This window comes from Natronoarchaeum philippinense (assembly GCF_900215575.1).
In the GTDB taxonomy this organism is placed as follows: Archaea; Halobacteriota; Halobacteria; order Halobacteriales; family Natronoarchaeaceae; genus Natronoarchaeum; species Natronoarchaeum philippinense.
Window position 1 is genome coordinate 962,680 of the sequence record NZ_OBEJ01000001.1, and the last position, 18,897, is coordinate 981,576.

Genomic DNA, 18,897 nt, shown 5'->3' on the forward strand with positions numbered 1-18,897 from the left:
CATGCGGATGCAAGAGGGTCTCAAGTACCCGTTTCGGGCCGATCGGCCGATGGATCTGTTCGCCGTCGGGGTCGTTCTCGGGTTGGCGGTTGCGGTGCTGGCTCGCTTCGCCGTCGCTCTGTACCCGCTTGTCTTCTGGATCCCCGCGGTCGCGCTGGCGGCGGTGCCGGCGATCGCACTACTTGGCTACCTACTGCGATCGTTCGCCGCGACGGTCGAGGGCGACGAGACGCCGCCGTCCTTCGGGTCGCCGACAGAGATACTCAAAGACGGCGTGCGCGCGCTGGTCGTCTCGCTGGTGTATCTCCTCGTCCCGCTTGCGATCGTGTTGGTGACGCTGGTCGGCGCGATGGGATCGCCCCTGTCCGGCGAGAGCGTTCCTCCCGGTGCGGTGATCGGAATCTACGCCGCCGGGACGATGACGCTGGTGCTCGTCGGGCTGTTTTGCTACGCCTACCTCGCCGCGTTCGGCGCGGCGGCCCGCGGCGAATCGCTCCGGGCTGCGCTCGATCCGCGAGGACGCCGCCGGACGCTGGCCGACGCCCGGTACTTCGTCGGCTGGGCGATGGCGTCGATACTCGTAGTGACGGGCTGGGCGGCGATGCTGGTCGCGGTGAACCAGAACCTGCTCGGACTGCTGGCGGTCGTGGTCGCGTTCTACGCACACCTCGCGGCCGCCCGCGTCGGCGCCGAGGGGTATCGTCGCTCGCTTGGACTGCACCGAGACAGCCGGTAAGCGGCGTCTCGACGCCACGCCAACTGCACGGCGGTGTCCCGACGCCGCTGTGAAGTCATCGGAACAGCGCACCGGCGATTTTCCGCCCCCGACCGAATAACAGCGCACTTACGACAGGGGAACGGAGCCACGGCCATGCGAATACAGGACCGCCATCACGTCGACGGCCAGCGCGAGCGGGTGACGCTCGTCCCCGAGAGCCTCGACGACCTCTGGCACCTCCAGTACGTGCTGGAGCCGGGCGATCTCGTCTCCGGCGACACGACCCGGCGCATCCAGCGCAACGACGACCAGATGCGCGACACCGGCGGCCAGCGCGAGCCGATGCACGTCACCATCGACGTCGAGGACGTGGAGTTTCACAAGTTCGCCAATCGCCTGCGCGTCAGCGGCGTCATCGAGGACTGCTCGCGGGAGGACCAGCTCGGGCTCCATCACACGCTCAACGTCGAAGAGCGCGAGGAACTCACGGTCGAGAAGGTGTTCAAGCCCGATCAGGACGAGCGCCTACAGGAAGCCGTCGAGGCGACCGAGAATCCGGACGTTGCGGTCGCCACCGTCGAGGAGGGACAGGCCCACATCCACACCGTCGCCCAGTACGGCACCGAGGAGCGCGCCCGGTTCACCGGGACGACCGGCAAGGGCGAGTACAGCCGCGGCCGGGACGAGCTGTTCGACGAACTGGCGACCGCACTGGCACGGATGGACGTGGACGCGATCATTCTGGCTGGGCCGGGCTTTACCAAGCAGGACGCGCTCGATTACATCCAAGAAGAGACCCCCGAGGTCGCAAAGAAAATTTCGACCGTCGACACCAGCGGTGTCGGCGACCGCGGCGTCCACGAGGTCCTCAAACGCGGCGCCATCGACGAGGTCCAAGAGGAGACTCGCATCGCCGAGGAAGCCGAGTACATCGACGAGCTGACCGCCCGGATCGCCACGGGCGCGAAGGCGTCCTACGGCCCCGAAAACGTCGCGGAGGCAGCCGACTTCGGCGCCGTCGAGACGCTACTGATCCTCGACGAGAAACTCCGCGAGGAACGCGGCGCCGACGGCGAGTGGGAGATCGACGTGGACGAAGTCATCACGAAAGTCGAGCGACAGGGCGGCGACGTGACCGTCTTTTCGGGCGAGTTCGACCCCGGCCAGCAGCTCTCGAATCTCGGTGGGATCGCGGCGTTGCTGCGCTATCGGCTGGAATAAAGAGAGAGTCCGCAGCGTCGTCTAGACGCCGAGGTTCGCCTCGACGATCTGGATCAGCATTCTCGCGAAGTTCGACTCAGCGCTCCAGATCGCCGTCTCCCGGTCGCCGCCGGGTACCGAGTCGTCGCCGACCACGCTCAAGAGAAGCGTGTCGCCGTCGACGAACACGACCCGGCCGGCCGGCGACTCCTCGCCGTGGTGGACGGGCGGATCCGCGACGTGGACGCCGTCGACCGACTCGAAGTACGCTCGAACGTCGGGGTTCTCGCTGACGACCGCCACGACCAGTCCGTCGTCGACGCGTTCACGGAGCGTGCGCTCGATCTCGTCGCTGATCAGCGATTGATCGCCCGACCCGAACACGACGCGTTCGTCGGCCTCGCGGATGAGTTCGATCGCGCGCTCTTCGACTCGCTCGGAGCCCCGCAGCGTCCAGATCGCTTCCTGCTCCTCGGCGCCGTCGTCGTGCTGGTCGCGCACGTCCTCGACGTAGTCGAACGCCTGCTCTTGCTCGCGCTCGAACCGGGAGCGCAGCGTCTCGCGCGCCTCGTCGATGCCGACGGGGCGGTACTGGATCGGACTGGACTGCTGGACCTCAATCAGGCCGCGGTCGGCGAGGTTTTCGGCGACGCTGTAGACCTGCGAGCGTGGCACGTCCGTGATCCGGTGTACGTCCCGCGCGGTGCCCGCGCCCAGTTTCTGGAGCGCGATGAACACCTTGGCCTCGTAGCTGGTCAGCCCGAGGCGTTCCAGCGATTCGACGGCGTCGGATTCACTCATCGGCGGATGGCGTAGCGTCGGCAGCGGGCGTTTCCTCGCCGGACGCGTCGAGCGTCTCGGCGGGACCGAAGTAGCGCGTCCACACGACCAGCAGACTCGGCAGGACGACGACGCTGGCGACGAAGGCGTAGATAATCGTCATCCCGGTGATGATGCCGAACTGCTGGAGCGGCGGCATGATCGAGAACACGAGCACGCCGAACCCGCCGACGGTCGTCGCCGCGCTGCCAAGCAACGCGCCGCCGGTGCCGGTGAGACTGACGCGCATCGCCTCCCACGCGTTGTCCTGCCTGTCGAGTTCGATGTTGTAGCGCTCGCTGAGGTGGATGCTGTAGGCCACGCCCATCCCGATCGTCAGGCTGGTGATCATCCCCGTCAGGACGTTGAAGGACATCCCGAGCAGGTACATCGTCCCGAGGATCCAGCTGACAGACAGGGCGACGGGCAACAGCGTCACGATGCCAAGCGTCGCGCTGTCGTACTGGAACCGGTAGACGATCGCCAAGAAGGCAAAGACCGTCACCAGCGTCACCAGCAGGCTCTGGATCACCGTATCGAGCAGTTCGTTCTGGCCGACCTCGTTGACGATCGGCGTCCCGGTTGCGACCGCGGAGCGCGTCTCGCTCGCGCCGTCGTCGTCGATGGTGGCAGCCACGCCGCGGACGTCCTCCGTGATCGCGCCGGTGCTCGCACCGCCCTTAACTGAGATGGACATCCGGAGCGCTTGGTACTCGTACTCCCCGGAGCCGGTTCGGTGAACCACCTGTGCGGCCTGAGTGGGCGCGGTGCGGTAGAGCGCGTCGTACACCTGCTCGACGTTCTGCTCGGGGACGCCGTCACCGTCTGTGTCGGCGGCGGTGAGCGTCGCGTTGAACGTCTCGTTCGAGCTGGCCGCAGACTGCATCACCGTCAGTGGGCTTTGAACGTCGGCCCGATCGTTCGAGAGAATAACCGCCGTGTCCATCTCGGCGGCCTCCGCTTGGGCCTCGTCGATCCGGTGTAACGTCTCTGGTGAGGAGACGCTCCCCCTGACGAGGACCTCGCCTTGGGAGTTCTCGACGACGAAGTTGTCGTAGACGTAGTCCATGTGGTCCTTGGCGTTGTACTCGCCGGGCTCGAGCGGTCCGGGGAGGCTGTCCATCCAGTCCGGCGGGTCGCCGGCGATGAAGTCCTCCTGCTGGAAGCTCGTGTCGACCTGCGTCGCGGCGGCGCCGCCGGCGACGCTGACGACGAGCGCGATGGCGATGACGACCATTGGCGCCTTGCGGGCCAGCGTCTCGCCGGTCGACAGGAGATCACCCAGCCGACCGCCGCCGGTCCCGAAGGCGCGCTTCTTGCGGTCGAAGCCGCGGGCTTCGAGGAACTCGTCGAGTTCGACCTTGACCGCCGGCACGAGGACGCCGAAGATCACCAGCGCCGAGAGGATGCCGACGGAGCTGACGATGCCGAAGTCGCGGATCGGCCCCATGGGACTGACGAGGTTCGACAGGAAGCCGATGGCGGTCGTCGCCGTCACCCACACCAGCGTGGCGCCGACGCCGCCCAGTGCAACCCGCATCGCGCTGCGGACGCCGTCACCCGCGTCGGCGCTGCGATCCTGGCGCTGTTCGCGGTGGCGCATGAACACGTGGATCGCGTAGTCCACCGACAGCCCGATCAACAGGACCGGCACCGCGATGAAGATCATGTTGAACGTGATCCCGGCCCAGCCCATGAACCCGAACGTCCAGAGCAGCACCGCGATGATGCCGACGAAGCCGAGCGCGATGTCGAGCAGGTCGCGGTAGGCGACGATGAGGGCCAACAGGACAAACAGCATCGCCAGCGGCCCGACGATCGCCAGACTGTCGTTCATCGAGCGGGTGATCTCGTCGCTGATCAGCCCGAAGCCGAAGACGATGTAATCGCCCTCGACCATCTGAGCGTCGGCAACGTCCTGCATTGCCAGTTGGCTCTCGATGAGCACGTCGCTCGCAGAGCCGGTCTGGACGTTCCCGGTAGCGATCTCCTGCCGGAGAATCATCATCCGGGCGTCCGCTGTCGTCGGGTTGTCCGGATCGTACTGCGTCGAGAGCAGTTGATAGGCCATTCCCTGCCCGCTATCGGGGTCGAGGGTTCCGACGAGAACGGCGTCGACCTCGCTCTCGTTCATCGACTCCAGCTGCTGGAGTTGGGCGTCGAGCGAGGGCTGGCTCTCTTGGCTCTGGAGCGCGGCGAACTGCTCGGCGAACACGCCGCGAGTACCCCGCTGATAGGCTTGCTGAAGTTGCTGATCCAACTCGGCGGATCGAGTCTGGTAGGTCGACTCGTTGATCGCATCGCGCTCGTACTGGCGCTGCAGAGCGATCTGCTGGGCGGTCAGGTTCCGCACGGAACTCGCGGAGGCGTTGAACTGCGTCGCCTGCTCTGCTGAGAGCTCCGCGGTGGCGTCAGCGCGAACCGCGACCAGCGATTGCTCGATCTCGGCCGACCGCGCCTGATACGTCGACTCGTTGATCTCGCCCTGCTGGTAGGAGGCGTTCAACTGGGCGTACTGTCGTTGCAGGCCAGCCGTCTGATTCAGCGCGTCGCTCAGTCCACCGGCCCGCGCCTGCAGTTCGGCGGCGCGCTCTTGGCTGATCGCCGTGATGGCGACGAGATTGGAGACGCCGAGCGCGGGCTGTTGTTGATCGAGCGTCGCGTTGATCGTCTCGTTGTCCAACAGCGCCTGCTGGTACTCCAGCGACGACACCAGCGACTCCTTGCTGAGGACGTTACCGGACTCGTTCCGGACGATCACTTGCACTCGGGAGACGTTCTCCTCGCCGGGCGGAACGAAGTTGTTAGTGATGTAGTTCTGTGCTTCGACGGCGTCGTTGTCGCTCTGGAAGGCGTCGAACGACGACGACTGTTCGACCATGCCGGCGCCGCTGCCGAGCGCGAGCGTCATCACGAGCATCGCCGCGATGACGATCCGCGAGTGGCTCATCACGATCGACGCGAGGCGGTCGGGGAGGCTCACCGCGATCCCTCCGGACGACTGTTCGACGGTATTCTGTTAGTATCCTGCATACAACACCACTGTTGTTATGGCGCTACTAACAGTACGTTCGATTTAGGTGTGACGGTATCAGCCAACCGGAGCGACGACCGCGACATCGGCGTCGAGCACCGCTGCTGGGCGCCTCTACGACGTTTGAGAGCAAGCAGCAGTGCGGGACGGCCAGCAGCGAGACGTTGCTCAGTCGATCCGGACAGTCGTCAAGTCCTCAGCGAACCGCACGTCGCCGTCGTAGTGGGCACCGACGCTCTCTAACATCTCCTCGTGACGCCCCTCCGTGTGAGGATAGAGGTGTGTCAGGTAGACGCGACCGAACTCGTGGCCCGAGAGCGCCCGGCCGAGCGACGCTGGCGTCGGGTGGTTATCGACTTCGACATCGTCGGGAAACGAGCAGTCGTGAACCAGCACGCCAGAGCCGTCGGCGAACGACGCCAGCCCGGCGAACGCCTCGGTGTCGCCGCTGACCGTGAGCCGATCGTCGAAGCGGTAGGCCAGCCCGAGCTTGGAGTGGCGGACCTCGCGGGCGCGAATATCGAATCCCGCGACCGAGAACTCGCCGGGGTGGACCTCACGGACGCCGAGGTCGATCCGGTCGCGCAGGTAGTCGTGCACGTCGAGCAAGTCGTCGACGAGCGCCTTCGTGCCGGACGGCCCGACGACGGTCAGGTTCTCCTCGCCGGCGAGCCAGCGAGCCTTCAGGATCGGGAGGAGATCGGCGACGTGATCGAGATGGTGATGGGTCAAAAGCACCGTCGAGACGGACTCGTAGCCGACGCCACACTGCTGGAGGCGCTGGAGGACGCCGCTGCCACAGTCGACCAGCAGGGTTCGCCCGTCGTCCTGTACGAGCAGCCCCGACTGGTAGCGATCGCCCGTCGGCATCGCGCTGCCGGTCCCGAGAAACGTGACGCGCATGGTCGAACACCCGACCCGGACCCCCATAACGGCTTTGCACCGCCCGACGGCGTCGCGGCCAGCCGACGCTCCCCGACGATGCTGTTTCGGGGACATACTTTATTTCGGAGGAGCGCGTTGCGGGGCGTATGGCCGACCTGCTATCGGACGACGAGATCGCGGAACAGTTGCCCGAAGAATGGGAGCGCGACGGCGACGAGGTCGTTCGCGTCTACGAGTTCGACGACTACCTCCGCGGCGTCACGTTCGCCCAGATGGTCGGCGAGATCGCCGAAGCGGAGTTCCACCACCCGACGATCGAGATCCGCTACAAGGAAGTCGAGGTCCGCTTTACCAGCCACGAGGAGGGCGGCATCACGGACCAAGACATCCACATGGCGGAACTGATCGAAAACGAACACTGAGCAGTGACTGCCAGCTACGTCTTCTCCGTGCGCTTTCGTCTGTCTCCTGACGCGGCCGTGAGCGTCGAGCCCGAGACGTTCGAGACGACGCTGTACCGCCCGGCAGACCCGCCGGGCGAGGACGGCTGGCTGTTCTTCCGCGACAATCTCTGGCGCGGCGAGGTGAACGACCAACGCCACGCGAGACGCCTCGCCGAGGACGCGCTTGGCGTCGATGTCGAGGCCGTCGAGTTCCGCCGCTTCGAGACCGACCGCGAGCACTACGACGCGCTGAAGGCGGCGATCGCCGACGATCTGGCGACGTTCAACGCCGACAGCGTCAGCGAAGTCCTCAACAAGTATTTCGGGAGTTCGGTGGAAGTCGTGTCCTGATAGTTACGGGATAAGGGGAAACAGAATGTATCCCGGTCAATGATAGATACAGGTGAAATGTGTAACAGAGCGACGACCTAATTGTCGGGGAGATAGCAGAAATTGCCTGCTGAATAGAGAGATTGGGCCCAGCAGAGACGCAGAACTGCAGCCCGCTCCTTTTACTAGCTACGCAGTGACTCAGCCTCTCTACTAATCCACATAACACAGGTACACGTACAAGAAAACGGTATTATTTTGTTATCGGATTCACACGTCTCACGCATGCCCTCCCGACGTGCTATTCTTGCTGGCGCGGTAGCAGGGACTGCTGGATTGTCAGGCTGTCTGGCATCAGCCTTCGAACGTACCGGTTCCGTGAAGCGATACGTCCAGCAAAAAACTATCAAGGGCTGGCCACGAGATGGTGCCAACGAAACCGTTCTGGACGTTGCCTATGATGATCGCGAAGAAAGGGTGACCGGCTATGTTTCCGAACAGTGGAGTGATTACGTTGATGACCCCGATCAACCGACGATCTCGGAGGCGCTTCACGAGGAATTACACCAGACATACGAGCACGTGTGGTACTCGATGGGCGTCTGTAGTGAGCAATGGGAAACTGGTGATTCCACGGGTTGTCAGAACGATTTTACAGACCGTGAAAATTTCAATCAAGCACAGGTCCACGACCGGGTAAAAGCGTCCTATCTAGAAGACAAGGAACACATCGAAATCCACGACGTCATTGGTACGAAGGCAAAACCATCTCCGGAATAACGAATCATAATCAAGCGCCTCTGTTGAATCTGCTTGTCTCGAAAACTTTCCTGCAGGAATAGCCGTTAGATAGGCATACCTACCGAACGGCCGTTTCGGCGACTTCCAGTCGAATATAATCTCCGGAAGCGGCTCCGCACTCACTCCCGCCGGAGCGCCTCGATCGGGTCGACCCGCGCCGCGTTCCACGCGGGATACAGCCCGGCGACGACGCCGACGCCGACGCCGACGAGCACGGCCGCGGCGAACCACTCGGGCGCGAACGTCAGCGGGAGATCGAGATAGCTCGTCGCGGCGTAGCCGCCGGCCAGTCCGACGAGCGTCCCGAGCACGGCGCCGGCGATGCCGAGCGCGACCGCCTCGACGAGGAACAACTGGAGCACGTCGCGCCGACGCGCGCCGACGGCTTTCATGATGCCGATTTCGCGGGTGCGCTCGGTGACGCTGACCAGCATGATGTTGGCGATGCCGACGGCGCCGACGATCAGCGAGATGACGGCGATGCCGGCGACGAATCCGGTGAAGGTCGAGATCACTTCGCGGATCTGATCGACCAGTTCCTCGTTGGTCTGGACCGAAAACTCGTATTCGGTCGGCTTGAGCGTGCGGGCGTCCGACTCGTCTTCGAGGTAGGTTTCGACGGCCGACTGGACCGACGGCACCGCTTCGTAGTCTTCGGCGACGACAGTGAGCGAGGGGTAGACGCGCTGGTTCTCGCCGGTCGCCGGACTCTCGGCGGTCGTCCCGTAGAACGGGTCCGTCGGGACGTACACCTGCGGGATCGAGATATCGCCGAAGGGGCTACTCCCCGTGCTCTCGACGATGCCGACGACCGTCGCTTCCCGGGTAGTGTTCTGCCCGACGCGGAGCCCGAGCGTGTCACCGACTTCCAGTTCGGGATCGAACAGCGATGCGGCCTCGCTGTTGATGACGACCTCGGTCGCGCCTTGCTCGAACGGCCCGCCCGACGCGAACTCGTTGTCCTCGAAGAACGCCGGCGACGTTGCTGTGGCGCTCTCCCAAGCGATCGATCGCCCCTCGTGTTGTAACGTCGAAGTCTGGACCGTCCCTTGAGGTACCACCCGATCGACATCCTGCAGTGACTCGATCTCGTCGACATCGCGCTCGGTGAACGCCGGCACCGTCGACGTGCCCGGCGGGCCCTGCTGGCCCTCGGGACCGACCGTCACCTGCATCTCCGGCGGCGCGTCGCCGGATACCTCACCGATGACCGCGGTCTGGAGGCTCGCGCCGAGCGTGACGAAGACGATCACCGCGGCGATCCCGATCGTGATGCCGACGACGGTCAGCGCCGACCGGAGGCCGTGCTCGCGGATCGCTCGCAGACTCAACTGGAGGCTCTCTCGTAGTTCCATCAACGATCGCCCTCCGTGGCGCGACGCCGATCCTCGACGTGCTCGATCCGGTCGATCTCGCCGTCCCGAAGGTGGACGATCCGCTCTGCGTGCTCGGCGACGGCGCGCTCGTGGCTCACGAGCAGTATCGTAGTGCCGGCCTCGTGGAGGCGCTCGAACTCACCCATGATTCGCTCGCCCGTCTCCGTGTCGAGGTTGCCAGTCGGCTCGTCGGCCAGCACGATCGCGGGATCGTTGGCGAGCGCCCGCGCGATGGCGACGCGCTGGCGCTGGCCGCCCGAGAGCTCGTTGGGGCGATGGTCGACCCGATCCGCGAGACCGACGCGAGCGAGCAGGTCGTCGGCACGTTCCAGTCGGTCGGCGCGGCCTGTGCCGCGAAAGACCAGCGGGAGCGCAACGTTCTCGCGGGCGGTCAGGCGCGGCATCAGGTTGAACGTCTGGAAGACGAAGCCGACCTGCCGCCCGCGAATACGAGCGCGCCCGTCGTCAGCCAATCCGGTAACGTCCTCGCCGTCGACCAGCACGGTTCCGGCCGTCGGCGTGTCGAGACAGCCCACGAGGTTCATCAACGTGCTCTTGCCCGACCCGCTCGGGCCCATCACCGCCGTGTAGGATCCCCGGGGGAGATCGAGCGAGACATCCGCGAGCGCGTTGACGACCTCGCCGCCGCGCTCGTAGGTCTTCCCGACCGCCGAGAGCGACACGGCCGGTGTGTGGGTCTCGGATGTCGACTCTGTTGGACCAGTCATAGGAGCGATACCTAGAGCATAGCGCTCGTTGCACCTATTCTACTGGGTTCGGCCGACGTTCTGCCGGCATCGGTCCCACCAGCACTGAACGGAGATTGACCGGGGGAGAACCCTTATTCGCTCGCGGACCGTACTGGTGTGTCCCGATGGCCCCCACCGACTACGACTTCTGGCTGCTCGACCTCGACGGCACGCTCGTCGATGTCGAACCGGGCTACGTCCACGACGTAATGGGCGAGGTCGGGAACCGGCTGGGAGTCGAGATCACCGACCGGGAGGCCGAAGTGCTCTGGCACGGCTACGGCGGACAGCGCGAGCGCGTCATCGAGTCGCTGGATACGGATGCCGAGACGTTCTGGGCGACGTTCCACGAGGTCGAGGACCCGACCAAGCGCTCGGAGTCGACGTTTCTCTACGAGGACGCCGCCGTCGTCGCCGGCCTCGACCGACCGACGGGACTGGTCACCCACTGCCAGCAGTATCTCACCGACCCCGTCCTGCGGCATCACGACATCGCGGACTGGTTCGACACGGTCGTCTGCTGTACCGACGACCTCGGCTGGAAACCCGATCCCGCCCCGGTTCGGGAGGCGATGACGGACCTCGGCGTCGCGCACAACGGCCACGTCGGCACTCTCGTCGGCGACAGCGCCGAGGACATCGGTGCGGCCCGGAACGCCGGCCTCGACGGTATCCACGTCCAGCGCTACGATCCCGACGAGCGCGGCGTCACCGTCTGGGGCGACCGGCGCATCCGGTCGTTCGAGGAACTGATCTGAACCGACTGCCGATTCGGTGTCCTGACAACACAGTTATTTATACGCATTCGGAGAGAACGTCGGCACGATGATCGGATCCCTCCCATCGTGGCTGCTGGTCGTCGGCGCCGTACTGGTGGCGGTGCTCGGATGGTTCTGGTGGCGCGCCGCGACCGAGTTCTGGCAAGGCTGGACAGTGTGGCGAAACGACCCGGTCGCGGTGATGGATGCCGCCAACGCCAGTGGCGTCGTCGAGATCGAAGGCACGGCGGAATCGGGCGGGCCGGTCCTCGAATCGCCGTTTACCGAGACGCCGTGTCTGCTCTGCCAGTATGAGGTCAAAGAGTGGCAGAGTTCGGGCCAGAACAGCCACTGGAAGACGCTCTACGAGGGGCAGGACTCGGTCCCGTTTCTGGCCGAGGACGACACCGGCAGCGTCACCGTCGACCCCGAGGGCGCCGAGTTCTCGCTTGACGAGGACGCCGACATCGAGTCCGACGGCGGCGAGACGCCGCCCGAGCGAGTGCAGCAGTTCCTCGATCAGATCGGCGTCGACCGCGAGGAGGGCGGGGAGACCTCGATCGGGCCGATCTCGATCAACCGCGGCGACCGACGCAAGTACGTCGAGAAGCGCCTCGACGCCGGCGACCCCGTCCACGTCTACGGGCAGTCTCGAAGCGGCCGCACCGCCGGCGAGGTCTCGGGAACGGTCAACGCCGTGATCGGCGACGGCAAGGCGACGCCGAACTTCCGGATCTCCGAGGGCGACGAGTCGGCGGCGATCCGGCGTCACGTCACGTCCGGCGTGATCTACGCGGCCATCGGAGCCGTTCCTGGCGCGATTCTGGCAGCGCTCGTTGCTGGGATCTGAATGCGGCACTGCGAACGGGCTCGCCGCGACCACGGGCTTTAACGCTTCCCGCTCCTAAGTGGCGGGCATGTCAGCGCTGCGCGATGCCCTGCGCGATCTCCCCGACGCCGTGTTCGCCGACCTACTCGAAAGCGACGAGGCGTACAAACTGGTGATCGACCTGCCGGGCGTCACGGCCGAGACGCTAGACGTTCGCGCCGAGGACGGCCGCCTGACGATCGAAGCGCGGCGCCAGAAGTCCGCCCCCACCGAGTTCCGATACCTCCGCGAGGATCGGTCGCTGTTCTTGGACGCCGAGCTCCCGCTGCCGCCGGACGCCTCGGCCGAGAACGCCGAGGGAACCATCTCCGGCGGCGTGCTGGAGCTCACCGTCCCCAAGCGCGGCCGGGACGTGGAGACGACCATCGACATCACCGCCGAGTAGCACGGGGTGGTGACGCTGGTCAACCTTCGTGCCTACTGGCGGTTTTTCGTGGTCGCACGGCGCTTTCTGCCCCTGTTGCTCGCCTACGCCCGGGACCGTAACCGGTTCCTGCTGTTCGGCCGCAGTCGGCAGGTCGACGCCGAAACGCGGCAGCGCCGCGCCGAGCACCTGCTGGACGCCCTGCTGACGCTGGGACCGACGTTCATCAAACTCGGGCAGTTGCTCTCGACTCGGCCGGACATCCTCCCGCCGGAGTACGTCGACGTGCTGGCCAAACTGCAAGACGAGGTGCCGCCGGCGAAGTGGGAACCGGCCCGGGAGGTGCTCGAAGACGAACTCGGTCCCGTCGACGAGCGATTCGACGAGTTCGACACCGAGGCGATCAGCGGCGCCAGCCTCGGGCAGGTGTACCGGGCGACGGTCGACGGCGAGGAGGTCGCAGTGAAGATCCGCCGCCCCGGCATCGAGTCGCTCGTGAACGCCGACCTGCGAGTCATCAAGTGGTCGCTCCCGCTGTTGATGCCCTTCGTCGGCGAGGGACGAGCGTTCTCGCTTCGCAACCTCTCGGACGAGTTCGCCAAGACGATCCGCGAGGAGATGAGCTACGAGCGCGAGGCCGAGATGCTGACCGAGATCCGGGAGAACTTCGCCGACAACGAGACCATCCGCATCCCGCCGGTCGTCGAGAGCCACTCCGGGCCCCGCGTGCTGACGATGGAGTACCTTCCCGGGACGAAGATCAGCCGCGTCGACGAACTCGACGAACAGAACATCGACCGCTCGGAGGTCGCCGAAAACCTCCAGCGAGCGTACATGCAGATGATCGTCGACGACGGCGTGTTCCACGCCGACCCCCACCCCGGGAACCTCGCCGTGCAGGACGACGGGACGATCGTCTTCTACGACTTCGGGATGAGCGGGCGCGTCGACTCGTTCATACAGGAGAAGATCGTCGACTTCTACGTCGCCATCGCCAACCAGAACATCGACGGCATCCTCGACGCGCTGGTCGAGATGGGGACGCTCAGCCCCGATGCCGATCGGTCGGTGATGGCAGACGTGATGGAGTTGGCGATCGCCGACGCCCGCGGCGAGGACATCGAGCAGTACCGCGTCCAACAGATCGTCGGCCAGATCGAAGACTCGATCTACGAGTTCCCGTTCCGACTGCCGAAGAACCTCGCGCTCGTGTTGCGCGTCGCAACCGTCGTCGAAGGGGTCTGTGTCACGCTCGACCGGAAACACGACTTCATCACGAGCGCGACGGAGTATCTCGCCGAAGAAGGCTACCGCGAGGAGACGGCGCGGCGCTACGTCGCCGAGGCGGGCGAGCAGTTCCAAGAGTCGGCCGCGGCGGCGGTTCGCGTGCCCCCGAAACTCGAGAGCGCGCTCGACCGGATCGAGCGCGAGAACTTCCAGTTGCAGGCTGACTTGGAGGACTCGAACGATCTGCTCGACAAGCTGGCCAAGCGCATCGTCTACGGAATGTTAGGAGCCGCCGGGACGCTATCGACCGCGCTGTTGTACGCGTGGGGCACCGTCCAGTCGGCGGCGGTCGCCGGCGTTCTCACGCTCGTCGTGGTCGCGTTGCTGTATCGGTCGTTCCGAAGCCGGAGCGGTCTCAGGGCGACGCCCCAGTTCACGCGACAGGGCATGAAACAGCGCCGCGACGGCGAGTGACGGCGCCGACGACGGATCGAGTGCGGCGTCAGTACTCGCTGACGTGGGCCGACCCGACCGCAATCCGCACCAGCACGTTCTCGTCGTAGGCGTCCTCGCTCGCGCCGTACTTCTCGTTGATTCGAGCAGTGGCGTCGCGCGTCGCCGCCTCGTCCTCGACAACCGTCGCCGTGCCGTGGAGCGCGACCATCCACTCGGCGTCGCCGTCGGTGTCTTTCTGGACCGAGAGTGCGACCCGCGCGTTCTCTCGGATATCCCGGAGCTTCCGGCCGCCGGTCAGTACCTCGACGACGCCGTCGTCGTACTCGTACCAGACGGGTGCGACGTGGGGACGGTCATCGACGCTGGTCGCCAGATGGACCATCAGCGGCTCGCTCGTCAGGAGTTCCTCGGCTCGCTCGGGGACGGCATCCGTCATAGCGGGACTACGGACGGCATCGCAAAAACAGTCGTCCTTGCGCAGTCGCCCGACAAAGCGGCCGACTCAGGCGAGTCCGAGCCGCTCCGCGATCGCGTCCGAGATGTCAGTCAGGTAGACGCCACCCCACAGCGCGACGATGACCGCGCCGATCGAGTTGTACACGACGTCTTTGAGCGTGTCGTAGACGCCGTACTGGGTGAGCACCGACGCGGTGCCGAACTCGGTTGCGGCGACGCCGATTCCGAACTCCAAAAGCTCCCACAGCACCGCGAAGGCGAGCACGAACAGCAGGATGATGACGGCGATGAACTTCGGCGGCAGGTACACGTCCTCGGAGTGCTCGTCGACGGCCCGCACCGTCGCGTAGCCGGCGGCCGCGACGACCGACGACGACAGGGCGTGGGTGATGTGGTCCCAGTACTCGCTTACGACCGGGACGCCGGAGTAGAAGTTTCCGTCCGTCAGACCCGGGATGCCGACGACGCCGACGCCGTGGAGAAACGCGGCGGTCGTGATCCACAGCGTGAGCCGCGGGTCCATCGGCAGTTCGTAGTCGCGTTCGAGGATCGGCGGGATCTGCGTCACCGCGAGGCACATGCCGGCGTTGACGATGATGCCGACGCTGCCTCGTTCGAGGCCGACGAACAGCAGGCCGACCAGACTGATCTCCATGAAGTACGACAGCTGGCGCTGGCGTCGCTTCGAGGGGAGTCCCCGCGAGAGCAGGTTGTTCACAGGCGCTCACCTCGCTGGTCGCCGAGAACCTCGTCTTTCATCTCGTCCGGCACGCGGTCTTCCATAGTGATCCGGCGCCGGAAGTACAGCGTAAACACGACTCCGGCGAAGAGACCGGCGATCGTCGAGTAGATCCACTCGTACATCAGATTCGCGTTCGCTTGGTCCGGATCGTCGACGGGGGTGATGTAGCTGGTATCGAGATAAACGTCGAACCCCCACTGAGCAACCCCCCACAGCGCGGCGGCGGCCATCGTCGAGATGACGACGAGGGCGGCCGCAAAGCCCGGCGAGAGTTGGATGGTCGTGAACGACTGCAGTTCGACGGCGATCACGAGCGCGATCGCGGCGACCGCGAAGTACGCCGCGAACTGGCTCGATAGCACGTCCGATCCGAGCGCGAGCCCGACGACCGGCAGCGCGGCCATCAGCAACACTTCCCACGGCAACATGATCCGCGGCGTCCGGTAGGCCGCGGGCGGGATCAACGCTAAGCCGAGCAAGACGAGCGCGAACAAGGACCAGAGCCTGCCCGCATTGACGACGATACCGACAATCGCGGCTGCTAACACGGTGACCAACAGCCACGCGATAGCGGCGTTCCGTCGACCGTCGTCGAGCAGTTGGTCGAGTTCGGACAAAGACATACCGCTTGCAAGGGGTTCACACGTTAAAGTAGTCATGGGTCGGCGGCTCAGAAGCGACCGGGCCGACGCATTCAGGCGATCGAAGCAGCCAGCGCTGCGTAGACGAGCACGTAGCTCGCCAGTGCGGCCGTGATGCCGGCCAGCGACGTTACGGCGACGCCGAGCGCGTGATCCCGTACGCCGACTGCTGTTCGACTGGCGGGGGTAGCGCTCGAAAGGGGGCGGAAATCGAACTGTCGGCGGAGCCGTCGCGGTATCGAGACGGCGGCCGATCGCGCCGAGACGCCGCCACAGAGCAGTCCGACCGAGAGAATCGAGAACACGAAGTGATACGACACGTCGAGCGTCGGCGGCGCCATCGCAACGGCTGCGACGCCGTAGGCGACGCCGATGCCGGCGCGTCGGTCGACCAGCGACGGCCACGAGCGGTCGGCGACGTGAGCGATCGCCAGCGCCGCGAGCCAGATCGTCGCCAACTCGAGCGCGAACGCACCGAGCAGGTGAACGGTGGGGTCACCGTGCAGTAACACGCGGGCGTCGAGTACGCGGGCGTCGAACGGGTAGAACAGCCGCGGCGGCGCGCCCGTCACGAGGTCGCCCCACGGGTGTGACAGGAGCCCGGCCGTCGCCGCGAGGCCGACCGTCCGCGCCGGAAGATCGGTCGCCAGCCGGCACAGCGCCGCGACGCCGACGCCCGCCACGGCGAACATGCTCATGACGACGCCGCCCAGCGGGCCGCTTGTGAGGTAGGCGACGCCAATCAAGCCCGCGAGCACGACGACGGCGACGCCGCGGCCCGCGATCCGGGAGTTCCGAGAGCCGGTCTCGGTGACCGCCCAGAGCCCGAACGCGGGCCCGGCCAGTATCGAAATGACCAGCGAGTGTGTCATCGTGCGGTGAACGTCTCGCGTCGCGTCCCAGAAGGTGCTCGGTTGGGCCATCGCTCCCGGCGTGAGCCCGCCGAAATCGAGCGCGAACGCGGCGTAGGCGACGTCGACATCGGGAATCGCGGCGAACGCGCCGGTGACCACCCCGAGCGTCAGCGCGCGGCGCGCCGACCAGCCACGCCAGTCCGCAACCAGCGTGGCCAGCGCGAACGCCAGCAGCGCGTGTCCGAGAAACACGTCGTGCCAGCTACGTTCGCGGGCGATATAAGTCACTCGGCGGCCTGACAGCTGTTGTCGTTCGACAGGCGTCTTGCGGGCGGTTTTTCACCGGCGAGCGCGTACGACCCGACGGCCGATGACGAAGGCTCCGCTCCGAGTCGGACTCGGCACCCGACGACGACGAGCCCTATGAGTGCCGAGGCCGACCTCTCATCTGCCGAGTTGCCGGTTCCGCTTAGTCCTCCGTGATCCCATCAGATCCCTCGCGTGCTGAATCTGAGTCTGATTCGGAGCTGTTGTTCCGTTCGTCCGTGTCCGGAATCTGCCGCGGCAAGAACGTCGACGCGATCAGCAAGAGTAACACGAACAGCACCAACAGAAGCAGCGCCGCCTGTTGGGCGTCGAACATCGAAGCCTCGAAGACGGTTTCGAGCAGTTGTCGTTGTCTCGGCGCAAGTTGGTCCAGAAACTGTTGTCGAGTAGCTTCGGTTGCCGTCTCTGCTGCATCTTCGAGCGCGATCACCAAGTCGTTTCGTTGCTCCGCTGAGACGGTCACGCGCTCTGACCGGAGGACGCCATCGACGACACCCCCATAGAACTGTCCGAGAAAATACGATCCAACGACCGCTGTCCCCAGCGCGTAGCCGATCGAACTGCTCACGTTCAGGACGCCGGACGCCTCGGCGGAGTCCGCGGTAGGGACGGCCGACATCGTCATATTTGAAATCTGTGCCAGTATGAGTCCGACGCCGGTTCCGACAAGCGCCACTGGGAGGGCCATGCTGCGAATGGTCTGTCCCGGGGCCGTCTGCTCGTACAACAGCAACAGTCCGATTCCCATACACACGATACCGACCTGAATGAGCGTCTTCGGCGAGATGTGCTTCCTCCAACCGGTCGTAAACGTCGCAAAGAGAATCGACGCGAGCGAATACGGTAACAGCGCGACCCCGGTTTCGAAGGCGGTGTATCCGAGGACGGCTTGGAGATAGACCGGGAAGATGAAAAAGAAGCCGGCCGAGATGATCGAGCGGATATTGTACGTGATGACGCCGGAGACAAACGGGCGATTCGTCAGGACGTGCAGCGGAACGAGCGGCGACTCCCCAGCACGTTCCAGTCGGCGTTCGTACTGAATAAACGCAGCGAACGTGAGCAGTCCAAACCCGAGAAACCAGATCGCCGGCGAGGTCCCGAGCGGGTTGAACTGCACGCCGCCGACGGAGAACGGCCGTCGTTGAAGTAACCACCCGTACTTCCCGGTGAGAATGAACCCAGTGACGAGCGCCGTCGAACCGACGACAGACAGCGCGGTTCCACCTCTATCCAACGAGCTACGTGTCTCTGACAGCGGGGTCTGGCTCACGTACTGAACGAAAAAGAGAATCACACCGACGCCGACGAGTTGGATCGCAAACCCCCACCGCCAACTCGCGTACGTGGTTAGTGCACCACCGATAATCGGCCCAAGCGCACCGCCAACTCCGCTCACGCCAGCCAACAGCCCGAACGCCGTCGCCCGGTCGTCGCCGTCGTAACTGGCTCTCAGTTCGGTGTATGTCAAGGGGAACAGGACAGCGGCCGCGGACCCTTCGAGAAAGGACCAGCCAAGATAGAGGAGCGGAGTGCTCCAGCTGATCGCCGCCACCAGCGTCCCAGCGGCGTAGACGATCAGTGCGACTGTCATCACGCGTCGACGACTGTGTCGAGACGGCAGCGTGCCGGCCGGAAGAACCAGCGCAGCGATCACCAGCGAGTAGAGTGCGACTGCACCCTGAATCACGGTGACCGTGGTATCGAACTCGTCGACCATCGTGGGGATCGCCACGTTCATCAGAGACGCGTTGATGACCACGATGAACGTCGTCAGACTCACGGCGATTGCTGGTGCCCAGTGCTGTATTCTCGGCTTGAAGTCAGT

19 protein-coding genes are annotated in these 18,897 nt (G+C 65.2%); 9 read left to right on the forward strand and 10 right to left on the reverse strand.

Going from position 1 to position 18,897, the window contains the following annotated elements:
• Nucleotide 1 precedes the first annotated feature (1 nt).
• Both CRO01_RS04835 and CRO01_RS04840 read left to right on the forward strand, forming a co-directional pair.
• Nucleotides 2-736: a DUF4013 domain-containing protein gene (locus CRO01_RS04835; RefSeq protein ID WP_097007957.1), complete on the forward strand. Its 735-nt coding sequence runs from the start codon at nucleotides 2-4 to the stop codon at nucleotides 734-736.
• 135 nt (nucleotides 737-871) lie between these two features.
• A complete protein-coding gene (locus CRO01_RS04840) occupies nucleotides 872-1,939 on the forward strand; it encodes an mRNA surveillance protein pelota (RefSeq protein ID WP_097007958.1) in 1,068 nt (355 codons plus the stop codon).
• Nucleotides 1,940-1,960: 21 nt separating this feature from the next.
• Here CRO01_RS04840 and CRO01_RS04845 read toward each other — a convergent pair whose 3' ends face one another.
• The 3 genes from CRO01_RS04845 to CRO01_RS04855 form a co-directional block, all read right to left on the reverse strand.
• Nucleotides 1,961-2,719: a TrmB family transcriptional regulator gene (locus CRO01_RS04845; protein ID WP_097007959.1), complete on the reverse strand. Its 759-nt coding sequence runs from the start codon at nucleotides 2,717-2,719 to the stop codon at nucleotides 1,961-1,963.
• On the reverse strand, nucleotides 2,712-5,720 hold the full coding sequence (locus tag CRO01_RS04850; RefSeq protein WP_097007960.1) for an MMPL family transporter: 3,009 nt from the start codon (nucleotides 5,718-5,720) through the stop codon (nucleotides 2,712-2,714). The genes CRO01_RS04845 and CRO01_RS04850 overlap by 8 nt, the downstream gene beginning before the upstream one ends.
• A 219-nt stretch (nucleotides 5,721-5,939) precedes the next feature.
• Nucleotides 5,940-6,674, reverse strand: coding sequence for an MBL fold metallo-hydrolase (locus tag CRO01_RS04855; protein WP_097007961.1), 735 nt, complete (start codon nucleotides 6,672-6,674; stop codon nucleotides 5,940-5,942).
• 128 nt (nucleotides 6,675-6,802) lie between these two features.
• Here CRO01_RS04855 and CRO01_RS04860 point away from each other — a divergent pair, with 128 nt between their 5' ends.
• The 3 genes from CRO01_RS04860 to CRO01_RS16320 all read left to right on the forward strand — a co-directional run bounded on the left by CRO01_RS04860 (nucleotide 6,803) and on the right by CRO01_RS16320 (nucleotide 8,209).
• Nucleotides 6,803-7,078, forward strand: a complete 276-nt coding sequence (locus tag CRO01_RS04860) for a 4a-hydroxytetrahydrobiopterin dehydratase (RefSeq protein WP_097007962.1) — start codon at nucleotides 6,803-6,805, stop codon at nucleotides 7,076-7,078.
• Between the two features lie 3 nt (nucleotides 7,079-7,081).
• Complete coding sequence (gene lwrS, locus CRO01_RS04865; RefSeq protein ID WP_097007963.1) at nucleotides 7,082-7,450, forward strand: LWR-salt protein; 369 nt, start codon at nucleotides 7,082-7,084, stop codon at nucleotides 7,448-7,450.
• A 264-nt stretch (nucleotides 7,451-7,714) separates the two neighbouring features.
• Complete coding sequence (locus tag CRO01_RS16320) at nucleotides 7,715-8,209, forward strand: hypothetical protein (RefSeq protein ID WP_143824905.1); 495 nt, start codon at nucleotides 7,715-7,717, stop codon at nucleotides 8,207-8,209.
• Nucleotides 8,210-8,349: 140 nt separating this feature from the next.
• Here CRO01_RS16320 and CRO01_RS04870 read toward each other — a convergent pair whose 3' ends face one another.
• Together CRO01_RS04870 and CRO01_RS04875 are read right to left on the reverse strand one after the other, a co-directional pair.
• Nucleotides 8,350-9,585: an ABC transporter permease gene (locus CRO01_RS04870; protein WP_097007964.1), complete on the reverse strand. Its 1,236-nt coding sequence runs from the start codon at nucleotides 9,583-9,585 to the stop codon at nucleotides 8,350-8,352.
• Nucleotides 9,585-10,334 carry an ABC transporter ATP-binding protein gene (locus tag CRO01_RS04875; RefSeq protein WP_097007965.1) on the reverse strand — a complete coding sequence of 250 codons (750 nt, stop codon included), beginning with the start codon at nucleotides 10,332-10,334 and terminating at the stop codon, nucleotides 9,585-9,587. Before CRO01_RS04875 ends, CRO01_RS04870 begins: the two co-directional genes overlap by 1 nt.
• A gap of 146 nt (nucleotides 10,335-10,480) precedes the next feature.
• On the opposite strand from CRO01_RS04875, the gene CRO01_RS04880 reads away from it, so the two are divergent.
• The 4 genes from CRO01_RS04880 to CRO01_RS04895 all read left to right on the forward strand — a co-directional run bounded on the left by CRO01_RS04880 (nucleotide 10,481) and on the right by CRO01_RS04895 (nucleotide 14,067).
• Nucleotides 10,481-11,113 carry an HAD family hydrolase gene (locus CRO01_RS04880; RefSeq protein ID WP_097007966.1) on the forward strand — a complete coding sequence of 211 codons (633 nt, stop codon included), beginning with the start codon at nucleotides 10,481-10,483 and terminating at the stop codon, nucleotides 11,111-11,113.
• A 67-nt stretch (nucleotides 11,114-11,180) separates the two neighbouring features.
• Complete coding sequence (locus CRO01_RS04885) at nucleotides 11,181-11,963, forward strand: GIDE domain-containing protein (RefSeq protein ID WP_097007967.1); 783 nt, start codon at nucleotides 11,181-11,183, stop codon at nucleotides 11,961-11,963.
• A gap of 67 nt (nucleotides 11,964-12,030) precedes the next feature.
• A complete protein-coding gene (locus tag CRO01_RS04890; protein ID WP_097007968.1) occupies nucleotides 12,031-12,387 on the forward strand; it encodes an Hsp20/alpha crystallin family protein in 357 nt (118 codons plus the stop codon).
• Nucleotides 12,388-12,393: 6 nt separating this feature from the next.
• Nucleotides 12,394-14,067 carry an ABC1 kinase family protein gene (locus tag CRO01_RS04895; protein ID WP_097007969.1) on the forward strand — a complete coding sequence of 558 codons (1,674 nt, stop codon included), beginning with the start codon at nucleotides 12,394-12,396 and terminating at the stop codon, nucleotides 14,065-14,067.
• A 28-nt stretch (nucleotides 14,068-14,095) separates the two neighbouring features.
• Here the strand turns inward: CRO01_RS04895 and CRO01_RS04900 are convergent, their stop codons facing one another.
• The 5 genes from CRO01_RS04900 to CRO01_RS04920 all read right to left on the reverse strand — a co-directional run bounded on the left by CRO01_RS04900 (nucleotide 14,096) and on the right by CRO01_RS04920 (nucleotide 18,852).
• A complete protein-coding gene (locus CRO01_RS04900) occupies nucleotides 14,096-14,485 on the reverse strand; it encodes a pyridoxamine 5'-phosphate oxidase family protein (protein ID WP_097007970.1) in 390 nt (129 codons plus the stop codon).
• 66 nt (nucleotides 14,486-14,551) lie between these two features.
• Nucleotides 14,552-15,160, reverse strand: a complete 609-nt coding sequence (locus tag CRO01_RS04905) for a hypothetical protein (protein WP_218839152.1) — start codon at nucleotides 15,158-15,160, stop codon at nucleotides 14,552-14,554.
• Between the two features lie 59 nt (nucleotides 15,161-15,219).
• Nucleotides 15,220-15,870 carry a hypothetical protein gene (locus tag CRO01_RS04910; protein ID WP_097007972.1) on the reverse strand — a complete coding sequence of 217 codons (651 nt, stop codon included), beginning with the start codon at nucleotides 15,868-15,870 and terminating at the stop codon, nucleotides 15,220-15,222.
• A gap of 71 nt (nucleotides 15,871-15,941) precedes the next feature.
• Complete coding sequence (locus CRO01_RS04915) at nucleotides 15,942-16,994, reverse strand: metal-dependent hydrolase (protein ID WP_097007973.1); 1,053 nt, start codon at nucleotides 16,992-16,994, stop codon at nucleotides 15,942-15,944.
• Nucleotides 16,995-17,211: 217 nt separating this feature from the next.
• Nucleotides 17,212-18,852, reverse strand: coding sequence for an MFS transporter (locus CRO01_RS04920; RefSeq protein WP_097007974.1), 1,641 nt, complete (start codon nucleotides 18,850-18,852; stop codon nucleotides 17,212-17,214).
• Nucleotides 18,853-18,897: the final 45 nt, after the last annotated feature.

Excerpts from the sequence above, each read along its gene's own strand:
- CRO01_RS04835 (WP_097007957.1), top strand. The coding sequence starts at position 2 with ATGCGGATGCAAGAGGGTCTCAAGTACCCGTTTCGGGCCGATCGGCCG.
- CRO01_RS04840 (WP_097007958.1), top strand. The coding sequence starts at position 872 with ATGCGAATACAGGACCGCCATCACGTCGACGGCCAGCGCGAGCGGGTG.
- CRO01_RS04845 (WP_097007959.1), bottom strand. The coding sequence starts at position 2,719 with ATGAGTGAATCCGACGCCGTCGAATCGCTGGAACGCCTCGGGCTGACC.
- CRO01_RS04855 (WP_097007961.1), bottom strand. The coding sequence starts at position 6,674 with ATGCGCGTCACGTTTCTCGGGACCGGCAGCGCGATGCCGACGGGCGAT.
- CRO01_RS04860 (WP_097007962.1), top strand. The coding sequence starts at position 6,803 with ATGGCCGACCTGCTATCGGACGACGAGATCGCGGAACAGTTGCCCGAA.
- CRO01_RS16320 (WP_143824905.1), top strand. The coding sequence starts at position 7,715 with ATGCCCTCCCGACGTGCTATTCTTGCTGGCGCGGTAGCAGGGACTGCT.
- CRO01_RS04870 (WP_097007964.1), bottom strand. The coding sequence starts at position 9,585 with ATGGAACTACGAGAGAGCCTCCAGTTGAGTCTGCGAGCGATCCGCGAG.
- CRO01_RS04875 (WP_097007965.1), bottom strand. The coding sequence starts at position 10,334 with ATGACTGGTCCAACAGAGTCGACATCCGAGACCCACACACCGGCCGTG.
- CRO01_RS04880 (WP_097007966.1), top strand. The coding sequence starts at position 10,481 with ATGGCCCCCACCGACTACGACTTCTGGCTGCTCGACCTCGACGGCACG.
- CRO01_RS04885 (WP_097007967.1), top strand. The coding sequence starts at position 11,181 with ATGATCGGATCCCTCCCATCGTGGCTGCTGGTCGTCGGCGCCGTACTG.
- CRO01_RS04890 (WP_097007968.1), top strand. The coding sequence starts at position 12,031 with ATGTCAGCGCTGCGCGATGCCCTGCGCGATCTCCCCGACGCCGTGTTC.
- CRO01_RS04900 (WP_097007970.1), bottom strand. The coding sequence starts at position 14,485 with ATGACGGATGCCGTCCCCGAGCGAGCCGAGGAACTCCTGACGAGCGAG.
- CRO01_RS04905 (WP_218839152.1), bottom strand. The coding sequence starts at position 15,160 with ATGGAGATCAGTCTGGTCGGCCTGCTGTTCGTCGGCCTCGAACGAGGC.
- CRO01_RS04910 (WP_097007972.1), bottom strand. The coding sequence starts at position 15,870 with ATGTCTTTGTCCGAACTCGACCAACTGCTCGACGACGGTCGACGGAAC.